13 protein-coding genes are annotated in these 13257 nt (G+C 38.9%); 8 read left to right on the top strand and 5 right to left on the bottom strand.

Going from position 1 to position 13257, the window contains the following annotated elements; translation table 11 throughout:
* Positions 1 to 261: 261 nt before the first annotated feature.
* The gene (gene ccsB, locus CD31_RS20615; RefSeq protein ID WP_036080696.1) at positions 262 to 1431 is read left to right on the top strand and encodes a c-type cytochrome biogenesis protein CcsB; all 1170 of its coding nucleotides are present in this window, start codon (positions 262 to 264) and stop codon (positions 1429 to 1431) included.
* Positions 1432 to 1697: 266 nt separating this feature from the next.
* Here ccsB and CD31_RS20610 read toward each other — a convergent pair whose 3' ends face one another.
* Positions 1698 to 2888, bottom strand: a complete 1191-nt coding sequence (locus CD31_RS20610) for an amidohydrolase (protein ID WP_036080693.1) — start codon at positions 2886 to 2888, stop codon at positions 1698 to 1700.
* 13 nt (positions 2889 to 2901) lie between these two features.
* Positions 2902 to 4431 (bottom strand): AbgT family transporter, encoded by a 1530-nt coding sequence (locus CD31_RS20605; protein ID WP_016993914.1) that lies wholly within the window; start codon positions 4429 to 4431, stop codon positions 2902 to 2904.
* Between the two features lie 150 nt (positions 4432 to 4581).
* Here CD31_RS20605 and CD31_RS20600 point away from each other — a divergent pair, with 150 nt between their 5' ends.
* The gene (locus tag CD31_RS20600; RefSeq protein WP_036080690.1) at positions 4582 to 5880 is read left to right on the top strand and encodes a hypothetical protein; all 1299 of its coding nucleotides are present in this window, start codon (positions 4582 to 4584) and stop codon (positions 5878 to 5880) included.
* Positions 5881 to 5983: 103 nt separating this feature from the next.
* On the opposite strand, the gene CD31_RS20595 is transcribed toward CD31_RS20600, so the two are convergent.
* The 3 genes from CD31_RS20595 to CD31_RS20585 all read right to left on the bottom strand — a co-directional run bounded on the left by CD31_RS20595 (position 5984) and on the right by CD31_RS20585 (position 9206).
* Complete coding sequence (locus CD31_RS20595; protein ID WP_004230248.1) at positions 5984 to 6184, bottom strand: cold-shock protein; 201 nt, start codon at positions 6182 to 6184, stop codon at positions 5984 to 5986.
* A gap of 228 nt (positions 6185 to 6412) precedes the next feature.
* The gene (locus CD31_RS20590) at positions 6413 to 7039 is read right to left on the bottom strand and encodes a response regulator transcription factor (RefSeq protein ID WP_036080687.1); all 627 of its coding nucleotides are present in this window, start codon (positions 7037 to 7039) and stop codon (positions 6413 to 6415) included.
* Positions 7014 to 9206, bottom strand: a complete 2193-nt coding sequence (locus CD31_RS20585; RefSeq protein ID WP_036080684.1) for an ATP-binding protein — start codon at positions 9204 to 9206, stop codon at positions 7014 to 7016. Before CD31_RS20585 ends, CD31_RS20590 begins: the two co-directional genes overlap by 26 nt.
* Positions 9207 to 9396: 190 nt before the next feature.
* Here CD31_RS20585 and CD31_RS20580 point away from each other — a divergent pair, with 190 nt between their 5' ends.
* The 6 genes from CD31_RS20580 (at position 9397) to CD31_RS20555 (ending at position 13170) form a co-directional block, all read left to right on the top strand.
* A complete protein-coding gene (locus CD31_RS20580) occupies positions 9397 to 10305 on the top strand; it encodes a hypothetical protein (protein WP_036080681.1) in 909 nt (302 codons plus the stop codon).
* 47 nt (positions 10306 to 10352) lie between these two features.
* Positions 10353 to 11330 (top strand): thymidylate synthase, encoded by a 978-nt coding sequence (locus CD31_RS20575; protein WP_036080678.1) that lies wholly within the window; start codon positions 10353 to 10355, stop codon positions 11328 to 11330.
* Positions 11331 to 11513: 183 nt separating this feature from the next.
* On the top strand, positions 11514 to 11699 hold the full coding sequence (locus tag CD31_RS20570) for a hypothetical protein (RefSeq protein ID WP_036080675.1): 186 nt from the start codon (positions 11514 to 11516) through the stop codon (positions 11697 to 11699).
* 46 nt (positions 11700 to 11745) lie between these two features.
* Positions 11746 to 11952: a hypothetical protein gene (locus CD31_RS20565; protein ID WP_036080672.1), complete on the top strand. Its 207-nt coding sequence runs from the start codon at positions 11746 to 11748 to the stop codon at positions 11950 to 11952.
* A 104-nt stretch (positions 11953 to 12056) separates the two neighbouring features.
* Positions 12057 to 12470: an Rrf2 family transcriptional regulator gene (locus CD31_RS20560; RefSeq protein WP_016992591.1), complete on the top strand. Its 414-nt coding sequence runs from the start codon at positions 12057 to 12059 to the stop codon at positions 12468 to 12470.
* Positions 12471 to 12540: 70 nt separating this feature from the next.
* The gene (locus CD31_RS20555; protein WP_036080669.1) at positions 12541 to 13170 is read left to right on the top strand and encodes an NAD(P)-dependent oxidoreductase; all 630 of its coding nucleotides are present in this window, start codon (positions 12541 to 12543) and stop codon (positions 13168 to 13170) included.
* The last annotated feature ends 87 nt before the right edge of the window (positions 13171 to 13257 follow it).

The following is a 13257-nucleotide window of genomic DNA, read 5'->3' as shown; positions in this document are numbered from 1 at the left end:
GACTTTTATTACAATTTTTTGTAAGATGTAGATAGAGGCATACCATTTTTAGATAAAGTAATTTTCCACTTAATGGTTTTTTTATATTCTTCTACATCATGATTAGCACTTCCTTATCCCCATCATCATTTCCATGTCATAAAAATGTAACAATTCGAATAAATAAAAATATTTAAAGGGAAAACATGGCACTTCTTACCCGCTATAACGTTCTTAGTATTTGGAAGCTTATTCCGAAAAAGAGACGTTGGAGGGATTCTATTGAATCAAGAAAGTTTATTATCCATTAGTAGCAATGCCTTATTTATTGCCTTTATTCTACTACTGATTGCGATTGTGCCATTAGGGCTAGCAGTCAAATCGAAGAGGAAAATATTCGGTAAGCTAGGATTACTCTTCACTTATATAGCCTTTGCTTTACAGCTCGTGTACTTTGTTGTCAGATGGGTGGCGGTTGACCATGCACCTGTCAGTAATATGTATGAGTTTATGACGTTCTTTGGCATCATGCTTACAGGAAGTTACTTAATTATACATTTCTTATATAAGCAAATCGTGGTTGGCTTATTTACTATTCCTGTGTCCTTAATTATCCTTGGTTATGGAAGCGTTTTCGCAAAGGAAGTATCGCCGCTTGTTCCATCACTGCAAAGTCACTGGTTAACGATTCATGTCATGACAGTGGCCTTTTCTAGTGCCATTTTATCCGTGTCCTTTGCCACAGGCTTAATATATTTATTAAGAACGCTGGATGTTTCAAAAAAATCTATCAGTACATACGGGCTTGAGTTTGTGTTGTATTGTTTGGTGGTTGTCATTGGCTTTATTGGCGTATCGACTTTTTTCAGCCTTGCCACAGAAGAGGTGCAGGTACAATTCGATAATGCACAGGGACAGCAAGAAAAAGCCACTTACGCCATGATGCCCCTGATTGTAAGTAAAGGAGCAGTCACTGAGAAGGGTGACGCAATCGGTGTAGTCGAAATCACAAATAAAATAGATGCCAAGAAATTAAATTCGATTGTCTGGGCATTTATCGTAGGTACTATTTTATATGGTGTCATTCGATTCATTACAAGAAAATCAATCAGTGCCTTGTTAAAGCCATGGACAAGCCGTGTACAGCCACAATTAATGGATGAAATATCCTATCGTGCTGTTGTTATTGGATTTCCATTATTTGCATTAGGTGGCCTACTATTCGCCATGATTTGGGCGCAAATTGCCTGGAGTCGCTATTGGGGCTGGGACCCGAAAGAGGTTTGGGCATTAATTACCTTTTTATTCTACGCAGCCTTCCTCCATTTCCGACTATCCAAAGGCTGGGAAGGAGAAAAAACAGCCTGGTTGGCCATTATCGGCTTCGGCATTATTGTGTTCAACCAAGTATTTGTCAATCTAGTTATTGCGGGCTTACATTCCTATGCCTAGCTAAAGGTGGGGGATTCGTGACTCCAAAATGATCCTGAGTGAGGGAGCCGCTCTAAAGTGAGGAGAGAGCGCTCAAACTAGTCAGGAACCCGCTCCAAAGTGAGAGGAATGTGCTCAATCCAGCAAGGAAGCCGCTCTAAAATAAGTGAAAAGTGACTGATGAATCGCACCAACGAGTGAGAGAACCTCTTAGCCTTTTCTTCTTATTAACTAATCAACCGAAAAAAGCATTACGAAATGCATTTAGCACTTCGTAATGCTCTTTTTTAATTATTCTTTGCGAAATAGTCTAGCGTTGCTTGGCCTAAAACGTTGGCAGCGATTCGTAATGAGCGCTCGTCGATGTCGAATTTCGGATGATGGTGTGGATAGACTTCCTCCCAATCAGGGTTTTTCGCCCCTGTGAAGAAAAACGCACCGGGGATTTCCTCTAAGAAATAGGCAAAGTCCTCGCCGCCCATATTCGGATCAACTATTTCAACAGTCTCAACATCTGCAATTTTCTCTGCGGACGCCATTATATGCTCGGTCTCTGCTTCATGGTTCACAACAGGTGGATAGCCTCGCACGTACTCATACTCATAGTCTGCTTTTGTCAAATAACAAGTTGCCTTTAAGAGCTCTTCGATTTCATGCTCTAACAAACTACGCTCCTCCTCGTGAAAAGTGCGCACCGTACCCTTCATGTACACTTGATCAGCAATGACGTTGAATGGATTTAATGCCTCAATATGCCCAATTGATACTACTGCTGGACGTAATGGGTTGATGCGACGTGCGACGAGCTGCTGTAAGTTCGTAATAAATTGTGCTGCAAGGACAATGGAATCCTTGGTGTCACTTGGGTTTGAACCGTGACCACCTTTACCTTTGATTGTAATATAGATACCATCTGCTGCAGCCATTAAGGGTCCTTTAGCTGTTTGCACTTTGCCAAGATCAGTGGGTGCCCATAAATGTGTACCGAAAATCACATCTACACCTTCTAAGCAGCCATCCCTAATCATCGAAATAGCTCCACCTGGGGCAAGCTCCTCAGCATGTTGATGGATAAAGACAATTGTTCCTTCTAGGTCATCCTTCATTTGGTTGAATGCCTTCGCTAAAATTAAGAGGGAAGCTGTGTGTCCATCATGGCCGCAAGCATGCATACGCCCTTTAATTTTCGACTGGAAAGGTAAGCCGGTTTCTTCTGTAATGGCTAAAGCGTCAAAATCTGCACGTAACGCTACTGTTTTACCTGGTTTCCCACCAACGAGCTTTGCCACAACTCCATTGCCACCTACACCTTCACGAACCTCATGACCTAATGCGCGATGAAAGGCAGCAATTGTCTTCGGCGTTTCTACTTCCTCAAAGGAAAGCTCAGGATTTTCATGGAAATGACGACGAAGCTGTATCGTCTCTTCTTCATAGTGCTTTAATAAATCTGCTAACTGTTGTTGTAATGTTGTCATTCAATAACACTCCTTATTTTAAGTAAATATAATCTCCAGGACCAAGCGGTAAACCTAGTAGGAACCAAATGGCGAAGAGGATAATCCAACCGATTGCGAAAAACACCGAGAACGGTAATAAAGAAGAGATAAGCGTCCCAATACCGATATTTTTATCATAGCGCTTTGCAAACGACAGTAAAATCGCGAAATACGGTAACATAGGGGTAATTGGATTTGTAATCGAATCACCTACACGATAGGCCATTTGTGTAACCGCTGGGGAATAGCCTAAATAGAGGAACATTGGTACGAAAATTGGTGCAAGTAAAGCCCATTTTGCAGAAGCACTGGCGATTAATAGGTTGACAAAGGCACAAATTAAAACAAATCCTATCATCATTGGTAAACCTGTAAAATTCAATGCTTGTAAAAGCTCTGCACCTTTAATGGCTAAAATAGAACCAATATTGCTCCAGTTGAAAAAGGCAATCATTTGTGAAGCGGCAAACGCTAATACAATAAATGGCGCCATATCTGCAATGGATTTAAAAATTTTCTCTGCAACTTCCTTATCGTTTTTAACCTCCTTGGCTGCAATACCATAGGCAAGACCAGGTAAGAGGAAGAAGAATAGCATGATGGGTACAATGCCTGCCATGAAAGGTGAGTTTAAAAAGCCACCTGTGGCAGGATCACGTAAAAGACCGTTCGACGGTATGACTGTAAAAGCAATGACAAGAATATAAACAAGCGTTACGATTCCAGCCCACTTTAAACCTCTCTTCTCTAAAGCTGTCAATGGCTCTAGCTTTTCAATTTCACCATGAAACGAACCAAAGCGAGGTTCTGTAAACTTCTTTGCAACCCATGTACCTATAATGACTAATAAAAACGTCGAAGCAATTAAGAAATAATAGTTCATCGTTGCGCGACCAGTGTACGCGGGGTCAGCTATTTGTGCTGCTGATTCTGTAATCCCTAATAATAATACATCTAGAGAGCTAATTAATATGTTCGCACTGAAGCCTCCAGCTACAGCTGCATATGTAATAATTAAGCCTGCTAATGGATTTCGACCAATACTCATAAAAATCATGGCTGCAATTGGTGGTAAAATGATAAATGCCGCATCAGCAGCTAAGTTACCAACTAAACCTGTAAAAATGATAAAAGGTACAATTAATTTTGTAGGAGCTGACATCACAATTTTCTTCATGACAGCTGAAATTAAGCCTGTTTGCTCAGCTAAACCAATACCAATCATTGTCACGATTACTAGCCCTAATGGAGCGAAGCCTGTAAATGTTGAAACCATCTGCGTTAAAATTAAGATAAGCCCTTCTTGACTTAGCAGATTTTTTACCTGAATGACATCTTCTGTCCCAGGTTGAACTGCTGAAATACCGAGCATGGATAAAACCCATGATAAAACTAGTACTACACCTGCTAGAATAATAAATAACGTGATAGGGTCTGGTAGCTTATTACCTGCACGCTCGATTTTATCTAACATATTGTCAATCCAAGATTTTTTCTTAATTGTTTGTGAATTCCCTTGCATAAATTTCATCTCCTTTTATACTTTATTAGACTTAACCTTTAAAAATCCAATGTCTCTATTTTAAGACATTGAAAATCTATGTCCTTTATACAAAGAAACCATATTTTCTGACTATTTTCAATATTTATTTTTTATTAAGGAGCTATCTGTATGTATAAAATTAATGTTTTTACCGCAAAACGCTCACTTTCATGGGTTCAGCAGCTTGAAAAAATTAAACCCTCTTTTTGCGAATTTCATTACTATGCTTATACTGATTTTGAACATTTAAATGAGCTTTTGGAAAAGTATCTGGAAGGGGGAGATGGGGCGCTTTTTAGCGGGCAAATTCCCTATTTCTATGCGCAAAAGCATTTTCAAGAAGCAACGGTACCCATGCATTATTTTGATATTTCAGAGCGGGATTTTTACCGTACCGTTACAGAGCTTTTTTATGAGAAAAAGATGGCTATGAATCGCATTGCCATCGACTTTTGCTATGAAGAAAACGGCTATTTGGGTATTCATGAATGGTCGATTGGAAAAAAACCTTATCTTTTTAGCCAAACGATGAGCGAGTATGCAAGTAGTGATATTATCGACAAAGCTGCTGAATGGCACATACAATTGCATAACGAAAACAAGGTTGATTTAAGCTTTACCCGCATTGCAGAAATACGTGAGCGCTTAGCTGATCAAAATATACCGTTTATCGCTTTTTACCCGTCTCAATATGCCATGCAATTAACATTAGATCATTTTCTCAATCAACTGCAAATTCAACAGCTTAACCAAAATAAAGTAGTGGTAGTGCATATTTTAATTCCGATAGATAAATCGAATATAGAAGACCTAGAATATCGGCAAATTGCCTTATATAAAACTATATTAGACTTTAAACAACTGTATGCTAGCTCATTTATCGTCCATCGTGAGGCATCCTTTATTGCAATTATCACGACCTATAAGCAATTTTTAAGTACAACGAATCGTTATTCACATTGTCACCTAGTTGATTTTTTAAATGAGAAGCTATCGTTTCCTGTCAGAATAGGGTGGGGAATAGGTGACTCTCTAATTGAAAGTCAGGAGTTTGCTAAAAAAGCCGCAACCCTCTGCTCTTCAAAGGAAACACAGGGATACATTATTGAAAATACACGAGAAATCGGGCCTTTATTATATGGAACGATGCTACAGTTTGACGATGAAAAACAACAGCACTTAAAAAATTTAAGTACGACATATGATATTCCCTTATTACAATTACAAAAAATTGAAGCGATGCTGGAAAAACTAACGACAACCATCGTCAGTGGGGAACTGCTCAGCACACATCTCGGCATTACTGTACGCTCTGCAAATCGCATTTTAAAGCAGCTCCATGAAAAAAATTTAGCACACGAATTACCAAGCAACACGTCTACCACGCGTGGACGCCCTAAAAAGTATTATCAAATTCATTTATATTAGTTAAAATGTGATGGATAATACGGGGGACTACCTACGCAACAGGAAAAAGAGACATCCGTAAATGGATGTCTCTTTTTCTATGCACGTCTATGTTAAGTGAAGATTATAGTTTCACTACATTCGTTGCTTGAGGTCCGCGGCTGCCTTCTTCTACGCCGAATTCAACTTTTTGGCCCTCTTCTAAAGTTTTGAAGCCATCAGATTGGATAGCTGAGAAATGTACGAATACATCATTGCCACCTTCAACTGCGATGAAGCCAAAACCTTTTTCTGCGTTAAACCATTTTACTGTACCTTGTGTCATGTAAACACCCTCCCAAAAAAATTCAACAATCAATTGCTTCTATCACATATAAAAAACGTATTCAAAAGCTCGTATTACTTTTGAATACGCGTTTTAATCATAGCAATGAAGTAATGTAATTATTACCCTTATTATAGTACAGAATTGTTTGTATATCCAGTAAATTCCGTTTTTAGTAAGGAAAAATTTACATTTGTAATCTAATAGTAAAGAAACGCTATTTCCTCATTAATTAATCCATGCTTTTTCCTTAGCAACGATGACAGCCTCTGCTCGCGATTCTACATTCAGCTTGACGAATAGCTTGGATAAATAGTTCTCCACCGTACGCTGGGTGACCCCTATTGCAGAGGCGATCGCTTTATTTGTACAGCCTTGGGCAACGAGCTGTAGAATTTCCTGTTCCTTGTCGCTCAGTAGAACCTCCTGTTGCACATTCGGCAGATTAGTGCGTTGCTGAACAAAGTCTAAGAAATCGGCTGCAAGTAAAATCTCACCTCTTATGGCTGCTTGAATGGTTTGGATCACTTGCTCCTTTGTCGCAAGCTTCGATAATAGGCCGTCAATTTTTTTCTCAATCAATAGCTCATAATAATCGGAAAGTTCGTAGCCTGTATAAAGAATGATTAGTGCATCTGGTTGTTTTTTCTTAATCATCTCTGATAGTTGAATGCCGTTGATTGGCTTCATATTGATATCAATGAGAAATAACTGAAAGGTATCTGTATCCATTCTTGATAAAACGGCCGCGCTATCCTGCTCTGTTTCGATGTGAACATTGGCTAAATCTTGTAACAATGTTTTCGTACCATCTAAAACGACAGGATGGTCATCTATAATAAGTATGTTCATCATATGAATCCCCGTCCTCTTGTATTTGTATATAAATATGCATGCCCTCGTTAAGGCTCGATTGAATGGTAATGTCACCATTAAAAGCACGGACACGTTCACGAATGCCATTAATGCCCATTGATGCAGAGGACTGTATTAAATCGTCAATATCGCAGCCTATGCCGTTATCATCGTATCGAAGGATAAAGCCTTGAGGGATTGCTTGTAATTGAAGCGAAACCTCAGTTGCTTCGGCATGCTTGATTGCATTATTTAACAGCTCCTGAACGAGACGATAGACAACGAGATGCAGGGTGACATCCTGAAATTCTACACGATCAATTTGTGCGCTTAATAAAAAATCAGCCCTTATTTTTACCTTTTGAATGAGTTTTTTTAATGCCATTTGTAAACCAAAGGTATCCAATAGTGGGGGACTTAAGTTCTCACAATATTCTCGTAAGTCCTTCGTTGCATTTAATAGCTGCTCGCGTATAGCTAGCACGGTTTCCTTTTGAATAGTAGGAGAGCCTGCAAGAACATCAAGCTCTCTGGCTAAATGAAGCTGCTCCTGCAAAATGGTATCATGTAATTCCTGTGCTAAAATGCTCTTTTCTTTCTCAATAATGTTCCATAGCAATTTATCGAGCCAAGGAAGCGGTGTATCACTGGTATTTTTTATATGCTGAATTTCACGTACTAAATCCTCAATTTGCCGTAAGTTATTGATAAACATCGACACATACAGAGCAAGCAATTCTAACCAAAGTAGTTCTTCCTTTTGAAGCGCATGGCGTATTTCTAACATGATCTTTTCCTCTCCAGCATCATGTAGCAATAATTGGGGATAGTGGCTTACATGCTTTGGAGATTCGTCTGTTATTGTACGGATATGAAACGCAGTTGTTCCAAGCTTCTCGGTGATTTCATATTTAAAACGATCCAATAATTCTTGTTGGTTTTTTGCTTTGCCCATGCGCTGAACGGCTGCATATAAATTATGTACATAATTTCCAGTAGAGGAGAAGATAATTTTCCGATACTTAAAATCAATGCGTTCTTTTATATAGAAGCTCGCAATGATCACCATAAAGACAAGTAAAAAAATACTTGTGACATGGACGATGGATAGCTGCCCCATAAATAACAGGGCAATTCCTGCTGTTAATAGAAGCGCACTAAAAAAGGCTAATGTTGAATAATAGCGTAATCGTGATAATTGATATTCAATATCGAATAATCGTTCGTTCACCTGAATGAACAGAAAAGAGAACGGAATAAATAATAAAAACAATGCGGCAATTTCAGCGTGTAATATCGGCTTATGTCCTAATATTTCAGGTGTAACGAAGAATAATAAAAAGGGTAAAAACGGCACGATAAAGGCAAGCGCAATTAAACGAATTTTCGCCAATTTTGTGCGTAAATAACTCGTTAATAAAATATAAATTGCATAGACTACCAGGACAGCAAATAAACTTAGGTTCAATATAGGTGTGAACTCACGTAATGATGGCTCAACTTCCTCCATTACATAACAGCCAGGGATGAACAGTATTAATAAGTACAGCCATTTGCTGTGAGGGTAGGTCCACTTAATTTGTAGGTACTTGAAAAAGTGTTGTAAAAAGTGAATAAAGAGAACCAGACATAAAATAATACAAATGCCAATGACAAACATTCCGATCATATTTCCTCTTGCTGATGCGCCAGTACTGATATAGGCCATCGAGCAGGTTAATAAAAATAGGATCAATAAAAACATTGAAAGATTATTTTGATTGCGTCGACACACATAAAGTGCGACACCAAAAGCTAGGAGAAAATAAAAGATTGGGAACAAAATTTGCAAATATAATTCTTCTGGCATATCTCGATGCTTGACAGCAATGGTATGGATGCTTTTATCGGCCTTTTGAATCGTTAATGAATTAGCACTTCTAACGACCATTTGTAGCTGAACGTAGCGATTCTCCATGGCTGGCTGCCCATCGATAGCCACAATCACATCTCCTTTTTCAATATTTTTTTGCTCTGCCCATTGCAGGTAATAGCTGTCCATAATAACAGGCTGACCGTTTGTCGTATTAAGAGTGAGACTAATAAAGGGTGTTTTGATGGTAATACCTAATACATAAATTCCAAGTATTAAATAAGTAAGAAAAATACAATATGTCCATTTTTTCATTGTGAAACCTCGAATTTGCTTATGATCTTAATCTCCTATATATTATCGCTAATAATTGATAAATTTGGAATACCGAAATAACGGGTTTCGGAAAACCACTATTGTTTTTTCGGAATAACGAAATAGTGTTTTCGGACATGGCTATGATAGGGTAAATTTAATCATTAGTGACGAATAGGGGGACTTTTGCGTGAAAAAAGGCATTTTAACACTTATTCTTTTTTTTCTCATCGCTATGATCACCATTCCATTGACCACGAAGGCCAAAACGGTGAATCAGGATAAAGTTGAGGTAGAAATCGGTCTCATTGGGAGCGATCATCATTTTGTTTATAAGATTCCGAAGCATTTACATAAGGATATGCCCTATACAGAAATGAAAAATGGCATTCAAGCCTCCTTAGCTAATCATTGGAAAATTGGAGAGACTCGTTACGAGGCCAATAAATCCGATGTTGCCTATACCTTCTATATTCAGGATTTATTTCAAGAAAAGCAGGATGGTCAGCTAAAGGTAGCCATTCCCTATCGTCATCTAGTAGGGATGTTTGGCGAGCAAGATCCTATTCAATTGCGTATTTTAGCAAGTAAATTGTCCAAGTGGACTGTTAATACAAAGGATTGGACAGCGCTTGGCTTTATGGAGCCATTTACTTTTTTAAGTGAACGTGAATATGTCTATGAGGGAGCAGTCCAAGAGTTATTAAACCAAAGAGTGGGTCATTTTGATGGCACCATTCAAAAAAGTCAGCTGCTTGTATACAGTGTTATCTATTTTAGCTTTATGGCTATTCAACTGCTTGCTTGTCTTATTTTATCCAGACGGTTAAAAAGGAAAGTCATTAAAAACCCAGACAATCTGCATCAGTTCCGTAAACTCAATTACCTGTATCAATTGGTGCCAATTTTAATCATTGTCGCACAAATCGTGTTCCTTGTATTATCGGGTCTAATTACAGCATTTGGATTATATTTTAGTCCTGGTATTGATTTATTAGTGATCGTTGGACCTGTTTTATTAAATATCATCTTGCTGCCCACTTTTTTCGTCACAACGGAGAGTGAAATTTCAAGGGAGCTCAACAATAATTCGTTGTGAAATGGTATAATGGTCAACAGCAAACTTGAAGGAGCTGTTGAAGAAAAATGACGCATCCAGAATTCGCGTACTTAAATTTACTACAACATATATTAGAAAATGGCACAAAGAAAGAGGATCGAACAGGGACAGGTACATACAGTGTCTTTGGGTATCAAATGCGTTTTGATTTAAGCAAAGGTTTCCCTCTTCTAACGACAAAGCGTGTGCCCTTTAAGCTTGTAGCAAGTGAATTACTATGGTTCATTAAAGGGGATACCAATATCCGTTACCTATTGCAGCATAATAACCACATCTGGGATGAATGGGCATTTAAAAAATGGGTAGAATCTGATGAGTATACAGGCCCTGATATGACAGATTTTGGTCGACGCTGTTTAGTTGACGAGTCATTTAATGCATTGTATCAAAAAGAGCTTGCTTCATTTTGTGAACGTGTCTTAACAGATGATGACTTTGCACAGCAATATGGAGATCTCGGAAATGTCTATGGCAAACAATGGCGCCATTGGACAACCTCTGATGGCGAAAGCCTTGATCAGCTACAGGATGTCATTCATCAGATTAAGCATCAGCCTGATTCACGCCGTATCATTGTCAATGCATGGAATCCTGAGGATGTCATTAATGCGGGCGCAAAGGGCAGTAAGGCTGCATTACCACCGTGCCATGTGATGTTCCAATTTTATGTAGCAAATGGTCAATTAAGCTGCCAGTTAATGCAACGTAGCCTAGATACATTATTAGGCTGTCCATTCAATATTGCATCTTACGCCTTATTAACACATTTGATCGCACATGAGTGTGGCCTAGAGGTTGGCGAATTTATTCATAGCATTGGGGATGCCCATATTTATGCAAACCATGTGGAGCAAGTAAAAGAACAGCTATCACGTGAGCCAAGAAACCTACCAACATTGCACATCAATCCAAATAAAGCATCCATCTTTGATATAGAGCTTGAGGATTTATCGATTGAAGGATATGATCCACATCCTGCGATTAAAGCACCGATTGCCGTATAATGCTAACAGCAGCCATTTTGGTTGCTGTTTTTTTAAACGAATAGCTAGGTCTACCTATTTATTTTGCTAAATAGGTAAGTAGATGGATGACTGGATGAAAAGAAATTGATTATAGTTATTATGGTATAATTAGCATTATTTGGTATAATAGGAATAGTCCATTATATTGTAGGGGTGATAGTTGTGAAAAATACAATGGTACTTCTAGTAGAAGAATATGATCGACAGCAAAGTGAGCCAGAACAAAGCATGGGTTCTGATCAACATGCATATTCTTGTAACAAGATCGAATTGTCGCAGCAGCAAATTCAAGAAATGATGCAAATCATCGAAAAGATTCGTTTGAAAGGTTATAAAGATACACTATAAATGTAAGCGCCTTCTAAGCTATAATGGCTGTGGAGGTGTTTTTTTTATGAATGTTATTTTTATCGATTCTTATTCTGGGGAAGAGCTGCTACATATGGTGTCACAAGATGTAGCAGGTATTTTGGCAGCAGCACAAGGAGAAAGTGTGACATTTCCAGTAGGTCACTTTAAATATGAATTTCATAATTTAGATTTTTATGAGGACAACGGTCAAATACGTCAGGAATTAGTCATTTACGTAAAAAAAATATAAGTGATACATTAGCAACAGCATAACGGGAACAATACATACAGGTGACAGTGCTTGACTTTTTTCTGCACCTGTAACTATAATAGTTACAACAGGTGGTGATACATATGGTGAACAGTCGATTTTCGGTGGCGATCCATATTCTTTCGCTCATTGCTACAACATCTGATAAAAGTCTCCTTACGTCCGATTTTATAGCTGGAAGTGTGAATACCAATCCAGTAGTCGTAAGAAGAATGATTGGTGTGCTAAAAAAAGCAGGGTTACTTTCTTCTCATACTGGCATGGCGGGCTATGAGCTATTAGTAGAGCCAAAGGATTTAACACTGTTAGCTATTTATCAGGCAATTGATGGGCCAGAGCAGCTATTTGCCATTCATGATGAGCCAAATCCAGCGTGTGCAGTAGGTCAAAAAATCCAGCATACATTGGAGGGAGTCTATACATCTGTTTGGCTGGCAATGGAAGAGCAATTACAGGCACAGACGCTACAGGATGTGCTAGATCAGCTTCGTGCTTAGACGGAGATGGTCTTCTTGTATCTAACCTGTAACTAAAATGGTTACAACTAAACCTTAGGAGGAATAAATCATGAAAATTGCCGTAATTGGTGCAACAGGAAAAGCTGGACAAAAAATAGTAGAGGAAGCGGTACAACGTGGGCATGAGGTCACAGCCATCGTTCGTTCAGCAGCAAAAGTGACAGCAGCTATTCCAGTAATTGAAAAAGATGTGTTTGATGTGACGCAAGAGGATGTAAAAGGCTTCGATGTCGTTGTCAATGCATTTGGTGCTCCAGCTGGACAAGAAGATTTACACGTCAAAGCGGGTCGTCATTTGATCTCGATTTTCCAAGGTATTTCCACAAAATTAGTGGTTGTAGGGGGAGCGGGCAGTCTATTTGTGGACCCAGAGAAAAAAGTACGTGTGATGGATACACCAGATTTCCCAGCCATGTATTTAGCAACAGCGCAAAATCAAGGACAAAACCTACAGGATTTACAACAATCATCCATTACTTGGACATTTATTAGTCCATCTGCATTTTTCGATCCAGAAGGTCCACGTACAGGTCACTATACAGCAGGAGTCGACCACTTATTAGTAAATGATGCGGGGGAAAGCTATGTCAGCTATGCCGATTACGCAGTGGCTGTCGTCGATGAATTAGAAAACCCACAGCACGTTAATAGCCGTTTCACAGTAACGTCGAATAAATAATAAATGCAACCGAGCGTTTCTATCAATTTCGCCTCGGCGTAATTGCGTCCAGATTTGGGGCAACACGAAGTTGGTCACACCGTCAAT

This window comes from Lysinibacillus boronitolerans JCM 21713 = 10a = NBRC 103108, from assembly GCF_000772935.1.
In the GTDB taxonomy this organism is placed as follows: domain Bacteria; phylum Bacillota; class Bacilli; order Bacillales_A; family Planococcaceae; genus Lysinibacillus; species Lysinibacillus boronitolerans.
Note: the sequence above shows the minus strand (reverse complement) of the source record. Positions and strands in the feature narration are given on the sequence as shown.